The organism is Paenibacillus nasutitermitis, assembly GCF_014641075.1.
Lineage (GTDB): Bacteria > Bacillota > Bacilli > Paenibacillales > Paenibacillaceae > Paenibacillus_Z > Paenibacillus_Z nasutitermitis.
The window spans coordinates 1,436,892-1,455,167 of the sequence record NZ_BMHP01000002.1; the positions used below are offsets into that span (position 1 = coordinate 1,436,892).

The window sequence follows — 18,276 nt, forward strand, 5'->3', positions numbered from 1 at the left end:
CTACCATAACGAACAAAATATCGAATATTGTTCTATAAAACGAACACACTCTCAGAGTAACATCCTATGGGTAATGTTGTCAATTAGGAAGAAATGAGGCTATGCACCTGCTCCCTGTTTCCTGTACAGCAGCATTCATTGTCCGCCGGATGCAGCTGATGACACGCTGCTGCTCAACTTCAAGCATTCCTGAGCCTGATGGCAGGCAGAGCCCTGTAGCGAATAAATCATCCGATACACTCCTGCCCTCATGCCTGTAATAACGGCTGCCGGCCAGCAGCGGCTGCCTGTGCAGCGGCTTCCATACCGGACGCGCCTCGATATTCTCCTCATGTAAGGCTTGAAGAATGCGAGGCGACGTTAATCCCGCTTCCCGTTCATCCAGCGTCAGCGCGGTCAGCCAGCGGTTGGTTCTTGTGCCTTCAAGCTCCGGCATGAAGGAAATGCCGGGAAGCCCGGCCAGCTCTCTGCGGTAGGTCGCAAAAATCTCCCGGCGGGCCTCCACACGTTCATTCAGCACCTGCAGCTGCGCCCGGCCTACTCCTGCCAGAAGATTGCTGAGCCGGTAATTGTAGCCCATTTGGCTATGTTCGTAATGCTGCGCCGGATCTCTGGCCTGGGTCGCCAGAAAACGCGCTTGTTTCAGCATCCCGGCATCCTCGGACAGCAGCATGCCTCCGCCGGAGGTGGTAATGATCTTGTTGCCGTTAAAGGAATAAATGCCAAATTTGCCGAATGTCCCGCTTGCTTTTCCGTGATAGGTGGAGCCCAGCGACTCGGCGGCATCCTCAATGACGGGAACCCCGTAACGCCCACAGAGCGTGAGGATTTCGTCCATCCTGGCGCATTGTCCATACAAATGGACGACGATCACCGCTTTAGGCAATGCGCCTTCGAGCTCCGCATCCTTCAGCGCAGTCTCCAATGCCTGGGGAGACATGTTCCAGGTCTGCGGTTCCGAATCGATCAGCACCACCTCGCCACCCATATACAAAATGGGATTGGCGCTGGCGATGAATGTCAGCGTCGAGCAGAATACCCGGTCGCCGTGATTGACTTGAAGCAGCCGCAGCGCCAGATGAATCGCTGCCGTTCCCGAGCTGACGGCCGCAGCGCCGAATGCGCCCACATGTTTCGCCATCTCCTGTTCGAAGGCATCGACATGCGGCCCTACAGGCGCAATCCAATTGTCGGCAAAAGCCTCGCCGATATAGTCCTGTTCCCTGCCGCTCATATGCGGAGCCGACAAATAGATCCGCTTCTTTTGCTCATTCACAACCATCACTCACTTTCTTGTTGTACTTTCTCTGTTCAGCATTATGTGGTCTGACGATAAGTGAACAGATGCTTCAGCGCCTTCAGCACGGCCAGTTCTTTCAGATCGCGGATGTGATAATGGGCCTGATAAGGATGCTCCGCGCGAACCCCGGCATATACCCCGTGCTGTCTGCTCACCTGTATCGTCGTCCATCCGAGCCGGTTTGCGGCTACAAAATCTTTGGTCACATTATCCCCCACATACAAGCATTGATAATGGGGAACGCCCATTTGCCTGCTCGCCGTTTCATAAGGGAGCGGGCTTGGCTTCCAATGATTCCTGCCCAGCGCATCCGTCAGGACGATGGAATGAAAGGAATTTGCCAGATTCAGTGCCCGGACCTTCTGCTCCTGGGCAACCAGATAACCGTCGGAGATCAGTCCCAGCTTGACATCCTTGTCCAGGTTGTCGAGTACCCATCCCGCATCCTCCAGCAGATTGATGTCAGGGCGGTGCGACCGGTAGCAATCCACCAGCTCCGCTACAAGCTTGTCCTCAGCCGGGATGCCATGCTGCTCCAGCGCCCGGTTAAAGATAACCCCTTTGACCCCCTCATGCAGAAGAGAAGCCGCCGTTTCGTAGAAACCGGCGACTCCATGATGCTCCTTGACCCAATGTCCCACAGCCTTGAAGCCGCTTAAGGTATAATTTTTTTCCAGATACAGTGTATCATCCAGATCGAACACGACGGCTTTAATGCTCATAAGCTTAGCTCCTTTGTAAAGAAAGCATCGTCATAACGAAGCATGGTCAGATCCTCATCCCAGCTGTCATCCCGCTCTCCACTGAAGCGCTCTCCCCTCCCCAGCATCAGGGTCCACAGCGGAAAATCCGCTCCAGCTTCGATGGCAAGCGGAATACCTCCACCGAAACGGGGATTGATCTCAATGAATGTTATTTCGCCACTTGTCTGTTTGAAGCATTGCAGCGTAATGCATCCCACCGGCCCGGGCAGCGCGCTCACCACCTGCCGGACAGCGCGGATGACACTCTCATCCTTCCGGGTTACTCCTTTGCTGACCTCGCCAGCCCGCGTTTCCATTCGCAGGCGCGGCACAATGGCTTTGACCGCGCCGTGAAAATCCAGCATGACATCGACGGTATATTCTTCGCCGCTCACGAGTTCCTGGACCATCGCTTCCGGAATATAATCCTTGAAGAAATCCAGCTCCCGCTCATTGCGGATGATCGTAACCCCTTGACTGGAGCTGCCTCTCCTGGGCTTGATCAGCAGCGGGAAAACGAACTGCTTCAGCCGGATTTCCTCCTCGCTGTAAACCTTCGGGGTACGGATGCCATTCGCATTAAAGAAAGCAAAGGTTTTCAACTTGTCCGAGGCCAGCTCGTTGAGCTCGATACTGGAGAGCAGCAGACGGATCTGATGCTGCTCGAACAAGGCTTTATGTGCCGCCAGCAGCACCAATTCCGTATCGATCAGCGGGATGACCAAATGAATCCGCTCTTCTTTGCACAATTCCAGCAGCGCATCCACATAGCGGGGATCCGTCACTCTCGGCACAAGCGCATGGCGGTCCCCGGCAAAGGCGGCAGGCGCGCTTGGCTTGATATCCGCCGTCACGACCTTGCCTTGAATACCGTGGCGCGCATAAGCCTCTTTGAATTTGCGGATGAGACTGACTCTGCGCCCGGAGCTTGTGAACAGGATATTCAGGTCATTCATATTCAAGACCGTTCCACACTCCCTTCAAATACCGGCATCGTGGCATGCGCGCTGTTCTGAATGCCTTCGGAGAACAATACCTTCTTGACCGACAACAGCAGGATGCCGGCATCCAGACGCAGACTGCGGTTGTCCACATACCACAGGTCAAGCGCAAACTTCTCTTCCCAGGATATCGCGTTGCGCCCATTAATCTGAGCCCATCCGGTAATGCCCGGCTTCACTTCATGGCGCCTTGCCTGATCCTGCGTATACAAGGGCAGATAGTCCATCAGCAGCGGCCTTGGACCGACCAGACTCAGATCGCCGCGGACCACATTCCACAACTGCGGCAGCTCGTCAAGGCTGTACTTCCTCAGCCATCTGCCGAATGGAGTAAGCCTTATGGCATCGGGCAGCGGCTGGCCGCTGTCGTCAAGAGCATCTAGCATCGTTCTGAATTTCATCATCTGAAAAGGTTTCCCATGCAATCCCGGGCGCCACTGCCTGAACAACACCGGCGAGCCCAGCTTGATCCGCACCAGAACCGCCAGCACCGCCACTACCGGCAGAAAGAACAGAAGCAGCGGGGCTGCAAGAAGAAGATCCACAAAACGTTTCACAGCATATCCCTCATTTTTGAGATTAATTTGGGGCCGACTATCCGGCTGGCCGCTCTCTTGATCGAGCTTCTCACGCGAATATGCGCCGGAAGCCAGGATTGTGCGAAATGGTGAATCGTGCAGCTCTCCGAAGTTATGAAATTCGCACCATTAATATAATCATAAGGACTGAAATAGGTTCTGGGATAGAAAACGACCCCTCCGTCTAGCACTTGATGCTCGCCGTTTAATACCAGTCCCCGCCTTTCACTGATGCGGCTGATTACCGCCGTGTTGGTCGTCGTATCGCAGCTGCCGTCCTCCCGTAGAAAGCTCCGGTTCCGGTAATCGAGCAGCAGCTCTTCGATCCACGGATGCTTCCTGGCGGCTCCCATCGTTCCGGATTGAAGAAAATGCCCGTCCTCGAACCCCGAGAAAGCCTCGTGATTCAGGAACCGGTCCAGCGGTTTGACCACCTCGACATCGGTATCCATATAGATGCCGCCCTGGTGATACAGAGCATACAATCGGACATAATCGCTCACGAAGGCATATTTGCGGGCTGCATAGGCTTCTTCCACATAACGGTTGGAATGAATGTCGAAGGTATCCTCATTCCATTCCATAAACTGATAGCCGTTCAAATGCCTCTGCCAGCTGCTTATGCATTTGAGCATCAGCTTGGGCTTTGGTCCGCGGCCGAACCAGCAGTAGTGTACAATGCGCGGAATCCGGGGTGAGGCTGACACATGCACTCCTCCTTTTAAAATGGCCAAATCAGATAAGCGCTTCTGTAATCAAGTCCCAGCGTAATCACATTCTCATAGAAGAAAAAAATCAAGTACAGGATCACCATCGTAAAATAGATCAGCTTCCGATCCTTCTTCCGGAAACACAGAATGATCCATGTCATCAAAATGATTTGATAAAGGCTGAAATAGATGGCCATACGCGCAAATATCCAGTTCTGTGTAGAAATAACCATCAGAACGAAGCCCAAAGTAGCCAAATTAACGATAATATCCACTTTGGGAAAAACCGTCCGCAGCTTCTCCCGGCCCATGAACGCAATCACCAGCGGCACGGAGTCAATTAACACCCGGAGCACATTGGCCCCGCCCTCGGAGAAGGTGCTGTACTGACCGTATTGGGTGTCTTTGATCGCCGTGAACAGCATATCCGAAAACTGGTTGTACCCCATGACAATAGCGATAGCCAGCAGGAGCATGCCGAAGGTGGCTCCTGTCCAGGCTTTGCGGCGAACGATGAAATACAGCGGAATCATGACCAGGGCGCTTTGATGGAAGAAGGAAGCTACCAGTACGACCGACATGTACTTGTACACATTGCCCTCAAGCAAGTACTTCGTAGCGGCAAAAGCGATTGCAGCAGCCAAATACTGCCTGATGCCGTTCATCGAAACAATGAAGGCGCCTGTCGTGATATATAGGTACAACCCCAGCTCGAACAGTCTTGTATAGCGGTACAGCACAAGCACGATCAGCGCATTGGTGATCAAGGCGGTAACGAATATAAGTATTTGGGGGTCGTCCGACATTGACTTCAACGCCATTTGCAACAGATTGAAGCCCATGTCCTTCTGCTGAATCACATAATCCCAGCGAAAATCGGTCTCTTTGTAGCTGTGCATATAGAAGAAGGTATCCCCGATATTGAGGCGCAGTCCGGCAACGAGGATCAGTGCGAGAGCAGCCATAACCGCCAACATCTTATTCGGATTGATCAGCGCGGGTCCCGATGTGGAAGGAATAGCGAAATACCTCGCCATCCAGGCAAAACCAGACACAAGCAGCAAATCCAGCCACAAAATCGGCATTGCCATTCTCCTCCTCCCCAATGGGTATTTCCGTCAGCTGTATATCTTTTTTAGCCGCCTATCTCATTTACAGCCGCCCTGTTTGTCTTCTGAATATACAGATAGAGCAAGCAACCCAGCGGCAAAGCTAGCAGGGTCGTCCACTTGCATGGAGACTCGCGCAGAAACCGGCGGCTGCCCGACATCAGACTGCTGGATACATAATGCACGCTTTCCCGCAGACGCTCCTTGAAGGAAGGTGCGTAACGCATGGCGATTTTGCGGAAAAACCGGAAGCCCTGCGGATTTCGCCGGTACTGTCGGATCATGTTCATGCTTGACCCGTCAGGCCTGTATTCGACGATACAGAGCGGCTCATTCATCACGAGCAGCGGATACTGCTGGTCAATCAGAATATATTTGCAGGAAAGCGGACAATATTTCTCCCCCTGAAAGATGGGGTATGGCGGGGATTTCCGGGTAAGCTCCGAGCGGTAGACCAGTTTCTTATCCCCTTTAACCCCATGCTTGGCATAAAGGTCGGTAAGCGTGGAGGCCTTAAGTCCTTCGGGCATTGCCGTTCCGATCCAGCTTCCATCCGGAGCTGCATCCAGCCCGACAATTCCCGCATAGTTCCGGCTGCCATAGGCCTGCCAGAACGTGATGATCCGCTCCACCGCATCGTCCGTCATATAATCATCAGAATCGATACAGACGTTTAGCTCCGTATCGATTCTCTCGTAAGCGGCATTATGTGCGCTATGCATGCCTTGATTCTCCTGATAATGATAACGGATCGGCACCAGACCTTCCCTGATCCAGCCTGCAACAAGATCCCGTGTCCCGTCCCCGGAGCCGTCATCGATAATAAGCCAGAGAAAATCCCGGCAGCTCTGACGTTTGAGACTCTCATAACACAGATGCAGCGTATAGGCTCGATTATAAGTGGGTGTAAATACAGTCAGTAGCGGGCTCAAAGCGGCACTCTCCTCTTACCTGGCGTCAGCGGCAGCCAAACGGTTGATGTAATATTCGCCGAGCCACTTGGCCATGACCCCTGTATCATAGCCCTGTTTACGCAGCGCTTCGGCCGTGTCCTCATGCTCATAGGTGCTCTCCAGGATGTACCTTGCCCAGGCTTCCGGCGATTCTTGCAAGCTGGCGTATTGAAGCCTTCCGGTCACATCGGCTTCCCTTGTGATGGCGTCGGAAACGACGCATTTCAGACCTGCAGCCTGCGCTTCGATCAGTACGACCGGCAGCCCCTCGAACCGGGAAGGAAACAGAAACAGATCCATCCCCTGCAGCAGCCTGGAAATATCCGTCCGGACGCCGAGGAATCTGATGTGCTGCGACAAGCCAAGCTTCTCCGCCTTGCGCTGCATCGCCGACTTCAACTGGCCTTCGCCTGCAAGCACCAGCAGCGCATCCGGATTCCGGTGGTGAACGGCCTGAAACACATCGATGAGAAACTCGTGGTTTTTCTGCATGTTGAATCTTCCGATATGACCAATAACGAGGCGTCCTTCCGCATTCAACTCATCTCGGATTTGATGCCTGACAGCGGGTTGAAATGAAAATTCCTGAACAGGTACGGCATTATGCATGACAATCAGCGGGCTCTGTCCATGAATCCTTCTGCCAAACAGCCATTCCCCCGCCTTGCGTGAGCAAGCGAAATAACTGTTGGGGTGATCCTTCATGGCGTACCTGGCATAAAGCCGGAAAGGGAGCTTCTTATCGAATCCAAGATCACTGAGGTGACTATGGGCAATGCGGCAGGGAACCCCGGCTTTTCTGGCGGCCCGCAGCACAAAGCTGCTGTTCTCATTGATATGGGCATGAACCAGGCCATACTCCGGATGCTCTGCAAAAAAGATGTCCAGCTGCTTAAAATACGACCGGTAGGCGCCGGGTCTGATCTGCGGCATGCGGTGGATTTTGCCGCCCAACGCAAGGATCTCATCATCATAATGGCCCTGCCCGGCACGGTGCACCATGAAATCAAACTGGATTTTAGCGCGATCCATTTGCCTGTAGTAATTCATAATCATCGTCTCCAGGCCGCCGCGGTTCATCACGGTTACCACCTGCAAAATTCGAACCGGTCTCATAGGCTCTCCCTCCTTTAGGTATGGTTCTCATCCTGTTCATAGCCCGAAGCATTAAATAGAGGCTGAAAGAAAGTTTTAGCTTGGCACATGCAAAAAATATCCGCCACGGTCCCCTGCAATAGGAAAGTCTAAACCCTGCAAGGGAATGACGAAACCGGGCACTTCCGATCAGCTTGCGCAGAGAATTGACTTTAACAAGTACAGAAACCGGATTTCCACTGCCTGCGATATTCAGCCCCAGCCCCACAAGGTTCACACTCACCCTGTTCAACAGGGCTTTGCGAAAATCATCTGACAAATGGTGCTCGGAGATGAAGGTTTCCATATGGCAGTAAAGCTGTTCGAATTTCTCCGCAAGCTGCGAATTATAGACCGTTGTAATGGAGTCCGTGTTGGCACGCCAATAATGATAGAGCGGACGATTGACAAAAACGAAGGAGCCGGCATGATAAAAGGCACCGATATTAAACAGCGTATCCTCATTGGTGCCGACAATCTGCAGATCGACAAAATGCAGGTTGTTCTCCTTCAGCAATGTCGAGCGGTACAGCTTGGACCAGACCGTTCCCCATGCGTCCAAATAATCCGGCTCGGCCAGTTCCTTCCCCAGCGGCCCAAACAGCCGTCTCAACCAGCGGGAGTGAATTTCTTCACCTCTGCTGACCGACAAAGGGGGCATGGAAAAGGACTTTATTCTGGCATGGCTGCCGAATTCACGGGTATAAGCACACATTACAATGTCCGCATCATTCTGGATGGCTGCTGTCAGCAGTTGGGCATACATAGTCTGATCCACCCAGTCATCCGGATCGACAAATCCGATATACTGCCCTGCGGACGCCTTTATACCGGCATTTCGCGCTGCTGATACCCCGCTGTTCGCCTGATTGATAATGACAACCCTGCTGTCCGCCTCCGCATACCGCTCCAGAATCGCCAGGCTCTCATCCTGCGACCCGTCATTGACGGCGACAATTTCCAGGTCGGGATAGGTTTGGGCGAGTAAGCTGTCCATACATCGGCCCAAATAGTTCCCCATATTATAAATAGGCACGATGATACTGACTTTGGGTTTCATGGCTGTCCTCCGTCATAAATTTCGAATACACATGTTCCAGCTCCTGAAGGACCTGCGTAATGGAATAGGCCGCCACGTCATGAAGGCTCATCGCTCCCATGCGCTTGCGCAGCTCTCCCGATTGGTAGAGCTGGAGCAGTCGGCTTGCCATCTGGGATACATCATCCGCAGGAACGACAAATCCGTTCCGGCCATCTCTGACCAGTTCCGAATGTCCCCTGTTCGCCGTTGCCACAATAGGCAGGCCGCAAGCCATCGCCTCCAAGATATTGACCGGTAGTCCCTCCCGCAGACTGGAAGCGGCAGCCGCATCGCACATCGGCAGGAGACGGTCGATATCATTCCGGTAACCGAGAAATGCGATTTTTTGCTGTACTCCAAGTGTTGTGGCAAGGCTTCGGCATTCCTCCAGCAGCGGTCCATCGCCTGCCAGAAGCAGCTTTAGCGTCGGAGTCTGGCCCTTGATTCTGGCAAGGGCATGAATGAGCAGCTGATGATTTTTGTTGCCGTTGAATTCAGCCGCGTAGAAGAACAGGATTTCTTGCTTGCCAAAGTTGAAATTATGCCGCAGTCTGGCTTTCTCCTGTTGACCGGCAGGAGCATAACGCTGGTTATCGACACCCACCCCGTGCACGCGGACAAGCCGCTTGACCTTAAATTCTCTAGCGGCGGCAAGGCGGTAATCCTCTTCATTGATCGTAATGAGGCAATCCGTCAGATGTGCCAGCGCTTTCTCAACCGGATAATAGAACAGCCAGTTCAACAGCGGAGCGCCTTTGCAGAAGTGGAAGCCATGCGCGGTATAAAGAACACGGGTACCGTTTTTTCTGGCGCTGCGTGCGGCCAGCCGGGTCAGGACGCCCCCCATCGGCGTATGACAATGAACAATTTGGTAGTTGTGCTGCGCTATAAGCGCTTTTAACTGTCGGCAGGCCTTGAGATTGCGAGAGCGAAGCGGCGAACGCTCGATGGCAATATTAAATTTCTTATCTGTAAACGGGAGCTGATGCTCCCCCTTGGCCGCGACATGCACTTCCCATCCCTGCGTCTTAAACCACTCCAGTACCGGCAGATGAAAAGCTCTGAAATGCGTATCCACCGTTGCGACAAATAATATCTTCGGGGGCATAACCATCACCCTCCCATCTCATAAGTTAACCGGATACGGACAGAAGTGTTGGAAAAGCGATTCTGTTGTTTGCGAAATCCAGCAGCCTTTCCCGAAGCTCTGCTTTGGTATGCGTATGGTAAGTAGCCAATAAATTCTCGATTTCACCAATCTGAACTTCGGAGGAGCGGCCTACATAGATTTTGGGATAGACCTGTTTCTCGTACACCTCATCCGCGGAAAGCAGCTCTTCAAACAGCTTCTCTCCAGGCCGGATTCCCGTATAACGAATTCCGATCTCTTCCACCGTATAACCCGACATGCGGATGACATTTTTGGCCAGTTCCATAATTTTCACCGGTTCACCCATATCCAGTACAAAAATCTCCCCGCCTTGGGCAAGCGCCCCCGCCTGGATGACCAGCCTGGAAGCCTCGGGAATCGTCATGAAATACCGGACCATGTCAGGATGGGTCACGGTTACCGGCCCCCCTTGCTCAATCTGCTTCTTGAACAGCGGAATAACGCTGCCCCGGCTGCCGAGCACATTGCCGAACCTGACCGCAACAAATCTTGTCGAGCTGTAACATGCCATATGCTGGATAATCATCTCCGCGATCCGTTTGGTCGCGCCCATAACGCTTGTAGGATTAACCGCTTTATCCGACGAAATCATGACGAATGTTCCTACCCGGTGATGGCTTGCCGCCCTCGCGGCATTCCAGGTGCCGATAATATTGTTCTTCAAAGCTTCTTCCGGATTCCGCTCCATTAACGGCACATGCTTGTGTGCGGCGGCATGGTAAACGACATGCGGATGATAGGTATTCATCACGGACATCATTTTGTCGAGATCCTGCAGCTCCGCTATTTCCGTAATAAATTCGATTTCCGTATGTCCGAACGTTTCCTTCAATTCCATCTCGATCGAATAAATGCTGTTCTCGCCATGGCCCAATAAAATCAGCTTGCTCGGGTGGAATCGTGCAATCTGCCTGCATACCTCCGAACCGATTGACCCGCCTGCACCGGTGACCAGAACAACCCGGCCTGTTACATAGTCCGAAATACTTTCAATATCCAGCTCTACCGGCTCTCTGCCGAGCAGGTCTTCCACCTGCACATCACGGAATTGACTGACGGAAACCTTGCCGGTCGCCAGATCCTCCAGCATGGGAATGATCTGGGTCTTGGCTGTCGTCTTGGCGCATTCATGAATGATCTTTTTGAGCTGATTTTTATTCAGGGAAGGAATCGCGATTACGATATGGTCAATGGAAAGCTCGCGGGCTTTATTTTCAATGCTCGCCACACCGCCTACAACCGGAATGCCCAGTATGTCCAGATGATGTTTTTTGGCGTTATCGTCAATAAATGCCAGCGGCATCAATTCTTTGTCCAAATTGCCAAGCAGCTGCCTGGCGACCATTGTACCCGCTGCCCCGGCTCCTATAATGAGCGTGCGTTTACGGACTCCCTGCTGGCCGATGTAGGTATCCCGCAGCAGGCGCCAGGATAACCGCGAACATCCGATAAACAGAATATGCATCATCCACGTGACAGCCAGAAGGCGGAAATAAACATCGTAATAAATAATCTGCTGAATGAACGCAGCCGTAATAATGGATAGCGTAATCGCCTTGGTAATGTTCAGCAGCTCCCCAAAGCTCGCATATTCCCAGGCCTTCTTATACAACTTGTAATGAAAAGCAAACCCGTGATGGCTGAGAAGCAGAACGACGGAGCTGCTAATGATGGGAAAGGTAAACACATTCAAAGTTGCGCTGACCAGAAATCTGCTGAAGAATATGGCGCCCAGCACAATAAGGGAATCCGAGAGAATTAAGAAGGCAAGCCGTTGTCGATAAGTCAAAGTCAGGTTCACCCTTTCCATCCAAATTAAACAGCCGACAAATCTGAGCCGTGATTCAGAGGTTGTATCCCCTTTCGTTTGAGGGCTTACCTATAGGGTCTTCGCCAAAGACCGCATAGGTAAATCTCAACTTACGCGATAGACAAGTCCAGACTACGAAGAACAGTGACGTTCTTTATAACGAACGGAAGACCAGACTGAAAGCTCTGAATTGTGATTTCACCCCTTTGGCCTCCGGACCTTTGCGCCTGCAGCCTATTTCTTATTCAATACGGCCCCTAATAAGGTCGCTCCGGCAAATTCCAGCGCACTTTTGGCTTCAAGCGCATGTTCCTGCTTGGTTTTACCGCTGTTGAATACAAGAATGACACCATCGCACCGGGTAGCCAGCGCACTGGTATCGGGGTGGCCCAATACCGGTGCGCTGTCGAAAATGACTTTATCGTAGCGGCTGCCCGCATACTCCAGCACCTGAGCCATCCGATGGGAATCAAGCATTTCGATGGAATTAACCATCATTGGACCACTCGGGAGCACATCCAGCTTCTCAATTTCCGATTGGTGAATGGCGTTCTCCGAATCCACCTGTCCTGCCAGCACATTCGTTAGTCCCGCTGCCGTCTCCAGGCCAAAAACATGCTGCAGAACCGGCTTGCGGATATTCGTATCGATAAGCAGAACGGTTTCCCCCTGCTGTGCCATACATACGGCCAAGTTAACAGCAGCTGTCGTTTTGCCTTCTCCCGGAGAAGGGGAAGTAACAATCATGGTATGGAACATTTTGCCACGGGAGGCGTAACGGATATTGTTGCGGATCGCCTTGTACTGCTCAGCCGAAGCGGAATAGGGTTGAAGGTAGCTCATCAGACAGGCATTGGCGGTATGTTTTCCTGGCTTGTGTCGTTTATGATCCAATCGTTTCACCCCGCAGCGCTATACTTTTCTTTTGCTTTTGCTTGTCGGGCTGCTTCCGCACTTTCATTCTCGAGACCTGACCAAGCATCTGCAAGCCTAACAAATTCTCGATTTCCTGACCGGATTTCAATGAGTCATCCAAAGAATCTATCAGGAAAATCAGCCCAATGCCGATTGCGATTCCTGCCAGGAATGCCGCATACAGAATCCGATTGCTTTTTGGGTTGATGGGTACGGGATTCGCATAGGTCTGTGCCTCAGACAGCACTTTTATAGATTTGACATTCAATGTTTCGCCAGCACGCACCTGAAATTCCTTAATGACGGCATTTGCAATAATGGGAGCGAGGGCCGGATTGGGATCCACAACCGAAACGATCGTAACTGAAGAGCCATCCACGGCATTTACGCTGATCTGCTGTCTCAGGGCTCCGGAAGAACGTCCTAATCCAAGCTCCTTGATCACCTCATCCAGCACGATCGGTTCCCGGACCATAACTTTAAGTGTGTTCATCATCTCTGCATTGTCCGCTCCGATTATAATTCTGGAAGCAGAACTGTAAAGGGGAGTTTCAGGGATGGAATGGTAGGCATAGCCGATAATAGAGAACAAAACCGTTGACAAGGCAACGATCCACAACCGTCTTCGGATGATGATAAATAATGCCTTTAGATTAATTTCTCTTTCTGTAGTTCTTCTTTTGCTCCCGTTTACTTCCTGACCCTGCGCTTCCATTTGGTCACCCGCTCTTTGCTTTTGTTATTTATAAAGAACAATATAAGTCCATATTAGTTCTTTATATAGAACATGTCAATACAGCAATGCGACTTATTAACCATAATTGATATGCAGGACAATAAAAGTCGATGTTTTGTTATACCGGTTAATATGCAAACAGGCATCCACATTGTGCTCTTTCCATTGTTTGAGCACGATGAGGTCCTTGCTGTCCTGCAGATCCGCTCTGCTCATGCCTTCGTCGACCGCTTTGCGGATAATCGTTTTCCATTCCTCATCCAATATATCATCGATTTGCAAGCCGGGAGGATCCCGGTCTTCCAGCAGGAATTCAATACTGGTTTCCAGAGGAGCGGCGATCTTCGCAAGCATCTGAAGCGAGGGATTATTATGCACATTTCGTTCCATATAACTCAAATAAGATTTGGAAACACCCGCCAGGTCCGCAAGCTCGGTTATCGAATAGCCTTTTTTGACCCGCAGATTTTTTATCCGGTCTCCAATCATAAATTTCTCCCTCATTTTTGTTCTTGTCGAGATGGATGGAATGAACAGATTCATCATAGGCGGCCTGTCATATTTGCATCACCTCGCCGTTTGCCATACAATCATTGTAGTTCTTTATAACGAACATATCAAGCGTCATGGTTCAAATTTGCTATAATGAATGAAAAAAAAATCAGCGGTGGGATTTCTTATGAAAACAGAACGATATGTATCACGGCGAACCTTTCTCAAAAAAAGCAGCTGGCTGCTGGGCGCCATGTTGGCTGTTCCTTCGGGCTTTGCTTATTCGCGGTATCTGGAACCCAGGATGATCCGGATTGTGAGCAAGAAGCTTGGTTACTCCAATCTTCCCGCAAGTTACGAGGGGCTGCGTATTGTGCATTTCAGCGACATCCATCTGGACTTTCATTATGGTCTGGAGCGGATGGAAGAGCTTGTCGCAAGACTTCAGGAGCTTCAGCCTGATCTCTTATGCTTCACTGGCGATCTCTACGATACTTCAATCGGTTCCAGCGCTGAAGAATGCTCCCGCCTGCTCGGCCTCCTGAAGGTGCCCCTTGGGAAGTGGGCTGTGCTGGGAAATCATGATTATACAACTGGTGCAGAAAAAGTCGCCTCGATCCTGGATAAAGGCGGCTTTCGCGTCTTGGATAATGCTTGGGAACTTATTGAGCATGGAGGGCAGCTCATGCGGATTGCCGGTATCGACGATGTGCTCAGAGGCAGCCACGATCTGGATGGAGCTCTGCTTCCGGACGGCGGCGAATCGTTCACCATCCTGCTCGCGCATGAGCCGGATATTGCAGATGAAGTACTCCGTTATAATGTCGATTTGCAGTTGTCGGGGCACAGCCATGGGGGACAAGTACGTCTTCCTTATTACGGGGCTTTGTTTACTCCTGAGCTTGCGCGCAAATATCCGGATGGCCTGTATGAATTGAGGAGCGGCCAGAAGAAATTAATGCTGTATACCAATCGAGGGATAGGCGTTTCCACCTATCCCGTCCGATTCTGGTGCCGTCCGGAAATCACCGTATTAACATTGACGGGGGATCTGCCTGCGGAACATTAATCCGTATCAGCAGGTGTTAATTGTTGATTGCCCTCATGTCTTGGTGTTCCCGGAGGCTTTATCATTCGTTTTGAGAGAAAGTACAGCCAGATGCAGGTTGTTGTTCTGCACGATATAGGCTGGTGCTCCGACGCCTGCATAAACGGTTGAAATGCCCACTGCAGCAATGTTTGACACAATCCGATTACCTGTTATAGATGCCTTCAAAATATCGTACCGGTCGCTCCGCTTCCAGTAATCATTCAGCTTAATCAATTCCGTACTTGTGCTTGTCAGCTTGTCTGCTGTAATCGTATTATTCTCCAGCAAGACATTCGCTGCGGATTGAACACTGATGGCCTGCGTATTGCCACGGAGCTTAAAGGTCGAATTCTTGATCGTCAGGTCAAGCTTGGGATGTTCCCCGAGGAAATTGGCAATGACAGTCGAGTTGGAAATAAACGAACATTTATTAAATTCATACTTGCCGGCCATCACGGCTTGCACCGAGCCGAACCTTCCGCCCTCTGCTCCTTCAAATACACAGTTGTTGTACGTGCCGGGCGGCAGTGATAAACCATATTCGGAGTTGAAGCCAATCACCTTCAAATTATCGAAAATGCTTCCTATCGCACCTCCGGTAACGGCACGCAGTGTCGGTTCGCCATTAATCGTCATATTTTTAATATGAATCGGCTGACCCCAGACAGCTAATCCCGAATCGCTTTTTTTGTTGTTATACATCGTTATATTGTTGACGCTGACCCCGAATGCAACCTTGGCGCTTACAGAGAATCTGGAATCCTTCAGCACCATTCCATCGATAGTTATATTGGGTCCCTCGAAATACGTATAGGAATCATTCATTTTGTTGCCGATGAATACGGCATCATTGGTTGCGGAAATACGCGAACCGTCAAAGTTATTGTCGATTACGCGCGCCCCTGAGAATGGATCGGATACCGCAAGGCCAATTGCCCCCTTGGATGCCATATTATTTCCCTCCACCACTGCGTCACGGCCGTCGTACAGAATAACATCATAAGCGGCATTATTATAGAACTGATTCTTTTTGATATAAATATTGCTGTTGCGGTTTCCGTTCTCGCCAAACCCGCCTTCGACGTCAATCCCGGATTGCGGCGCAATGCCTTTTATATCGTGAATCGCGTTGTTGCTTATCGTCACATTATCCGCGCCGCCAACCGTAATGCCCTGACGCCGGTTAAAAGCGAATTCCGAATTCGTGACGAGCGAGTCCCGGGTTAAAGCACGATTCCAAAACTCCACATAAGCGCCTTTGGTGCTGGCTTTGGCAAACACCACATAAAAATGATCCGCCTGCGCCGGAATATCAATCAGATCCCTCATTTTCACATTTGCCAATTTTTTAAGAAATTTGCCGGCTTTGTCATAGAAATACAAATCGGCGGCAAACGGTAAATTAACCGGGTTCGCCAGCTCAAACTGACGCTCTTTCTTGAATATCGGATTGGAAAAGTCAAGCGCAGTCTTCGTCCTGACTTTATTGGCATTCGTGACCATACGTCCCTGATCATCAATGCCGCCGGACACAAAACTTCCTTCATAAAGGTCCTTCGCCAGCGTGTTTTTGCCCCCTAATGCCAAGCCATCACCTGTAAAATTAATCGCTTTTATCCCGTCGATCTTCAGATTGACAGGTCCTTGGGTCTGAATGCCATATCCGCTCTCATGTTTCCCAGACGTATGCGGATTGTCTTTCTTTGTATAATCATGGGTATCTTTGTCGCCGCGATAGGTTCCCCCTTGAAGTGTTACGTTGTTGATGCCGTACCCGACAATCATAATCTCGTAGGATTCGCGTCCGTTCGTTTCTTTTTGAAGCACTGCGTCGTCAGGCAGCTGAAAGAGCATGTCGCTTACCATCTCGATCCGGCTGTTCTTGTCGATCAGATACTTCCCGGATGGCAGCGATACCGCATGAATATTATTCGCAAATGCCCACTGCAAAGCGGCATTTATACCTTTTGTCGTTTCTACTGGATGTGTGCCGTCACTATAAATTCCGAAGCGCGAAAGCTCAATTGCGTAAACAGAAGCGGCTTCAGCGCCTTCGGCTATTGGCGTTGATCTTACCGGCTGCCCTGAGAGCTGCAGGATCAACATAATCGCCATCGCCATCGCTACTATTCTGATCTTCATTTCTTCTCCCCCCTTTATTAAAAGTTGATGAAGCGCTGAGCAAGCAAGGAGGGGTGTAGCCAACTACGCTCCCTACCATTGCTACTCTTAATATAGCACTACGTGAAGTCGATCCGTGATAGACAATCATACAAATGAGAGAAACTTGTGCGGTCTGATCCTGTCGATTCCAGGGATATCGGCTCAATATTTAAGGAATGAACACTTTTATCCCAACCTATCATAGTCTTTTTCAAGCAATTCAACCAGTATCTTCTTGCCTATGGAGGTATTACCAAAGATGTAGATAATATTGCCGAATTATAGGAATCAAATACCACCTTATGGACTTTTATCCTGTATCCCTGCTTAAGGATGAAGAATTTTTCGCAGAAACACATCGGGGCCATAGACATCGGGAAGCGTTGCGACAGGTACAAAACCGTTCTTCCCGTAAAAGGCAATGACGTCGTAATCACCGGCATAGGGGCATCCAGCATAATCGGAACATTCTGCGAATTATAAGCGTAATAGGACCAAATTACAAAAGCAAGGAAGCAGTTTTCTTAAACGTAACACTTGAACATTAGCACTACCTTTGTTATCTCCAACTCGATCTGAAAAAACTGCAATCATTGAACAACGTCCATCTTTTCCGATCATCATTTCTCGGCAGGAAATTTTCTATAAGTCAAATAAACCCCGCCGATTCAAAACTTCTTTCAAAACCGTACGTAATCTACTAAGTAAAAAAGCGACCTAACACGGTCGCTTTTCTGATGATATTCGTGAATGTGAGGGAATTTGAATCCATGTCCCTCATTTCTCTCTTTAATACAATGCTTTTAATCAATGCCGATTGCCTTATTCTACAAGGCTTCACGAACTTTTTCTTATTATTCTATATCCAATGGCATTAATAAACATTTCTTTTATTATCACGTTTGTCTACATCGTAACTACAAAAAATCGGACGAGATTTGAAGGTACTATCGGGTGTTAATCTCATTTTCCGGCATCTATTGGTGCCCATTTTTTCCGGGGTGGTCAACTTTTGATCGACATAGCCAATTTAAGCGGTTCAGTTCCTGAAGAAGAATTTGCTGGGATGCCAGCGACTAGAATGGTCTCACGTGCTAGCCGACTTACATTGGTGACATCTTCCGGCGCAATTGATATGAGAATCGTGACCAAATTTACACACTATGCAACATGCCTGTCGAATTGACGATCTTTTAAAGTATATTCATAAGATCAAGATAATCAAGGTTGAACAAATTGTAAAACCTTGATATATTCTTTATCAAGAACTTAAATTCGTTATAAAGAACA

General features: G+C 50.2%; 16 protein-coding genes. 1 reads left to right on the forward strand and 15 read right to left on the reverse strand.

Annotated features, from left to right (window positions below; all coding sequences use genetic code 11):
- Window positions 1-79 precede the first annotated feature (79 nt).
- From IEY46_RS16740 to IEY46_RS16805, 14 genes are all read right to left on the reverse strand, one after another.
- The gene (locus IEY46_RS16740; protein ID WP_188993936.1) at window positions 80-1,282 is read right to left on the reverse strand and encodes an aminotransferase class I/II-fold pyridoxal phosphate-dependent enzyme; all 1,203 of its coding nucleotides are present in this window, start codon (window positions 1,280-1,282) and stop codon (window positions 80-82) included.
- A gap of 35 nt (window positions 1,283-1,317) precedes the next feature.
- Entirely contained in the window at window positions 1,318-2,022 is a 705-nt protein-coding gene (locus tag IEY46_RS16745; protein ID WP_188993096.1) for an HAD family hydrolase, read from the reverse strand.
- Entirely contained in the window at window positions 2,019-3,005 is a 987-nt protein-coding gene (locus tag IEY46_RS16750; protein WP_188993097.1) for an ATP-grasp domain-containing protein, read from the reverse strand. Before IEY46_RS16750 ends, IEY46_RS16745 begins: the two co-directional genes overlap by 4 nt.
- Window positions 3,002-3,601, reverse strand: a complete 600-nt coding sequence (locus IEY46_RS16755) for a sugar transferase (RefSeq protein WP_188993098.1) — start codon at window positions 3,599-3,601, stop codon at window positions 3,002-3,004. Before IEY46_RS16755 ends, IEY46_RS16750 begins: the two co-directional genes overlap by 4 nt.
- The gene (locus IEY46_RS16760) at window positions 3,598-4,329 is read right to left on the reverse strand and encodes a glycosyltransferase family 32 protein (protein WP_188993099.1); all 732 of its coding nucleotides are present in this window, start codon (window positions 4,327-4,329) and stop codon (window positions 3,598-3,600) included. Before IEY46_RS16760 ends, IEY46_RS16755 begins: the two co-directional genes overlap by 4 nt.
- Before the next feature lie 14 nt (window positions 4,330-4,343).
- Complete coding sequence (locus IEY46_RS16765) at window positions 4,344-5,417, reverse strand: EpsG family protein (protein WP_188993100.1); 1,074 nt, start codon at window positions 5,415-5,417, stop codon at window positions 4,344-4,346.
- A gap of 50 nt (window positions 5,418-5,467) precedes the next feature.
- Window positions 5,468-6,373: a glycosyltransferase family 2 protein gene (locus IEY46_RS16770; protein WP_188993101.1), complete on the reverse strand. Its 906-nt coding sequence runs from the start codon at window positions 6,371-6,373 to the stop codon at window positions 5,468-5,470.
- Between the two features lie 15 nt (window positions 6,374-6,388).
- Window positions 6,389-7,510 carry a glycosyltransferase family 1 protein gene (locus tag IEY46_RS16775; protein WP_188993102.1) on the reverse strand — a complete coding sequence of 374 codons (1,122 nt, stop codon included), beginning with the start codon at window positions 7,508-7,510 and terminating at the stop codon, window positions 6,389-6,391.
- A complete protein-coding gene (locus tag IEY46_RS16780; RefSeq protein WP_188993103.1) occupies window positions 7,413-8,588 on the reverse strand; it encodes a glycosyltransferase in 1,176 nt (391 codons plus the stop codon). The genes IEY46_RS16775 and IEY46_RS16780 overlap by 98 nt, the downstream gene beginning before the upstream one ends.
- Entirely contained in the window at window positions 8,551-9,717 is a 1,167-nt protein-coding gene (locus IEY46_RS16785; RefSeq protein ID WP_188993104.1) for a glycosyltransferase family 4 protein, read from the reverse strand. Before IEY46_RS16785 ends, IEY46_RS16780 begins: the two co-directional genes overlap by 38 nt.
- 25 nt (window positions 9,718-9,742) lie before the next feature.
- On the reverse strand, window positions 9,743-11,569 hold the full coding sequence (locus IEY46_RS16790; RefSeq protein ID WP_188993105.1) for a polysaccharide biosynthesis protein: 1,827 nt from the start codon (window positions 11,567-11,569) through the stop codon (window positions 9,743-9,745).
- 255 nt (window positions 11,570-11,824) lie between these two features.
- Complete coding sequence (locus tag IEY46_RS16795; RefSeq protein WP_188993106.1) at window positions 11,825-12,484, reverse strand: CpsD/CapB family tyrosine-protein kinase; 660 nt, start codon at window positions 12,482-12,484, stop codon at window positions 11,825-11,827.
- Window positions 12,474-13,220 carry a YveK family protein gene (locus IEY46_RS16800; RefSeq protein ID WP_188993107.1) on the reverse strand — a complete coding sequence of 249 codons (747 nt, stop codon included), beginning with the start codon at window positions 13,218-13,220 and terminating at the stop codon, window positions 12,474-12,476. Before IEY46_RS16800 ends, IEY46_RS16795 begins: the two co-directional genes overlap by 11 nt.
- Window positions 13,221-13,316: 96 nt before the next feature.
- A complete protein-coding gene (locus IEY46_RS16805) occupies window positions 13,317-13,787 on the reverse strand; it encodes a helix-turn-helix domain-containing protein (protein ID WP_308422807.1) in 471 nt (156 codons plus the stop codon).
- A 133-nt stretch (window positions 13,788-13,920) separates the two neighbouring features.
- On the opposite strand from IEY46_RS16805, the gene IEY46_RS16810 reads away from it, so the two are divergent.
- Entirely contained in the window at window positions 13,921-14,802 is an 882-nt protein-coding gene (locus tag IEY46_RS16810) for a metallophosphoesterase (RefSeq protein ID WP_188993108.1), read from the forward strand.
- 33 nt (window positions 14,803-14,835) lie between these two features.
- Here the strand turns inward: IEY46_RS16810 and IEY46_RS16815 are convergent, their stop codons facing one another.
- Window positions 14,836-16,965, reverse strand: a complete 2,130-nt coding sequence (locus tag IEY46_RS16815) for a right-handed parallel beta-helix repeat-containing protein (protein ID WP_188993109.1) — start codon at window positions 16,963-16,965, stop codon at window positions 14,836-14,838.
- Between the last annotated feature and the right edge of the window lie 1,311 nt (window positions 16,966-18,276).

What these genes read in the sequence shown, in the direction of transcription:
- IEY46_RS16740 (WP_188993936.1), bottom strand. Translation starts at nt 1,282, where the DNA reads ATGGTTGTGAATGAGCAAAAGAAGCGGATCTATTTGTCGGCTCCGCAT.
- IEY46_RS16745 (WP_188993096.1), bottom strand. Translation starts at nt 2,022, where the DNA reads ATGAGCATTAAAGCCGTCGTGTTCGATCTGGATGATACACTGTATCTG.
- IEY46_RS16765 (WP_188993100.1), bottom strand. Translation starts at nt 5,417, where the DNA reads ATGCCGATTTTGTGGCTGGATTTGCTGCTTGTGTCTGGTTTTGCCTGG.
- IEY46_RS16775 (WP_188993102.1), bottom strand. Translation starts at nt 7,510, where the DNA reads ATGAGACCGGTTCGAATTTTGCAGGTGGTAACCGTGATGAACCGCGGC.
- IEY46_RS16780 (WP_188993103.1), bottom strand. Translation starts at nt 8,588, where the DNA reads ATGAAACCCAAAGTCAGTATCATCGTGCCTATTTATAATATGGGGAAC.
- IEY46_RS16785 (WP_188993104.1), bottom strand. Translation starts at nt 9,717, where the DNA reads ATGCCCCCGAAGATATTATTTGTCGCAACGGTGGATACGCATTTCAGA.
- IEY46_RS16800 (WP_188993107.1), bottom strand. Translation starts at nt 13,220, where the DNA reads ATGGAAGCGCAGGGTCAGGAAGTAAACGGGAGCAAAAGAAGAACTACA.
- IEY46_RS16805 (WP_308422807.1), bottom strand. Translation starts at nt 13,787, where the DNA reads ATGATGAATCTGTTCATTCCATCCATCTCGACAAGAACAAAAATGAGG.
- IEY46_RS16810 (WP_188993108.1), top strand. Translation starts at nt 13,921, where the DNA reads ATGAAAACAGAACGATATGTATCACGGCGAACCTTTCTCAAAAAAAGC.
- IEY46_RS16815 (WP_188993109.1), bottom strand. Translation starts at nt 16,965, where the DNA reads ATGAAGATCAGAATAGTAGCGATGGCGATGGCGATTATGTTGATCCTG.